The sequence below is a fragment of the Muricoccus vinaceus genome, assembly GCF_042433125.1.
GTDB classification, from domain to species: domain Bacteria; phylum Pseudomonadota; class Alphaproteobacteria; order Acetobacterales; family Acetobacteraceae; genus Roseomonas; species Roseomonas vinacea.
The window spans coordinates 1-1,178 of sequence record NZ_JBHLVZ010000109.1 but is presented as its reverse complement, the minus strand read 5'-3'; the positions used below and the strand labels follow the sequence as shown (position 1 = coordinate 1,178).

Below are 1,178 nucleotides of genomic sequence, written 5' to 3'. Positions count from 1 at the left end.
TGCACCCCATCGGCGGATACCGTCCGCTTGCGGGGCGTCTCATTCAACTGTGGGGCGGAGGACATTTGTCTTCTTCACTCCATGAAACGAGGCCAAAGCCACCGCAGCAGCAGCGCCGCGCCTGCGACCCATAGGACGATGATGATGACGGTACCGGTGAGGCTTCCCGGCCGTTCCTCCCGCCGCGCTGCATCCTCGCGGAACTTCGCCATAAGCGCAGGCGGCACGAGGCGGACGACAAGCAAGATGCCGAGGGGCACTATCACCACGTCATCCAGATAGCCAAGGAGAGGGATGAAGTCCGGGATAAGGTCAATAGGGGAGAGCGCGTAAGCCGCAACGACCGCAGCCGCGACCTTGGCGGCCGTCGGCGTGCGTGGGTCGCGAGCAGCAATCCAAAGTGCGATGACGTCTCGCTTCACCCCGCGCGCCCAGCCCCGCAATTGCGCCGTCCATCCCGTCACGTTTCCTCCCCACTCCACGAAGTATGGCCTATCCCCAAGCGGAACTATACCTCAGGCTCATCTGCTAATGCTCACCTACATGAGGAGTCACCATGACCAAAAAGCGCCGCACCGTCCGCACATCCTTCGCTGACGGTATGGGGTTCGCGTGGGACCCGGATGAGCTGGTAGACATGGACTTGGAGGATGCGCGCGAGATCGTCCGCCTGGACGAAGAGGCTCAAGCTGACGGAGCCATCGGCAATGAGGACACTGTAACCATAGCCCACGCGCGGCAGCTTATCGCCGCTACCGCCGGCCCATTCCCTCAAAAACCCAGTCCCACCCCTGCCATTTAAAGGCGGCCCAATCGGGGGTATCATTTCATGTTGCGTCCTTTCAGGTTTGGGTCCTAGGGCCTGTTAGCGCCTGATCCAGTCGAGTGTGGCGGCGAGGTGTAGGACGCCGAGGAAGGACGAGGCAGTTTTCTCGTAGCGCGTCGCCACGGCGCGCCACTCCTTGAGCCTGGCCCAGAGGCGTTCGACGCGGTTGCGATTGTTGTGGATCCAATCTGGACAGGCGACTGGGGCCTCGTTCCTCTTGGGCGGTATTGCGGGGCGTGCGCCGAGGTCCCAGACGTGCTGGCGGAAGGCATGGCTGGAGTAGCCTCGGTCGCCCACCACCCAGAGCGGCACGCCAGGAAGGGTGGCGAGGAGGGGCACGGCGTAGGGCAGT

General features: G+C 63.2%; 3 protein-coding genes. 1 reads left to right on the top strand and 2 read right to left on the bottom strand.

The genetic code is table 11. From position 1 onward, the window contains the following. Positions 1-74: 74 nt before the first annotated feature. Complete coding sequence (locus ACFFIC_RS27985; RefSeq protein WP_377056647.1) at positions 75-464, bottom strand: YkvA family protein; 390 nt, start codon at positions 462-464, stop codon at positions 75-77. 92 nt (positions 465-556) lie between these two features. Here ACFFIC_RS27985 and ACFFIC_RS27980 point away from each other — a divergent pair, with 92 nt between their 5' ends. Next, a complete protein-coding gene (locus tag ACFFIC_RS27980; RefSeq protein WP_377056645.1) occupies positions 557-802 on the top strand; it encodes a hypothetical protein in 246 nt (81 codons plus the stop codon). A gap of 63 nt (positions 803-865) precedes the next feature. Here the strand turns inward: ACFFIC_RS27980 and ACFFIC_RS27975 are convergent. Next, the coding region (locus ACFFIC_RS27975; RefSeq protein ID WP_377056643.1) for a transposase at positions 866-1,178 on the bottom strand (313 nt) is incomplete at its 5' end.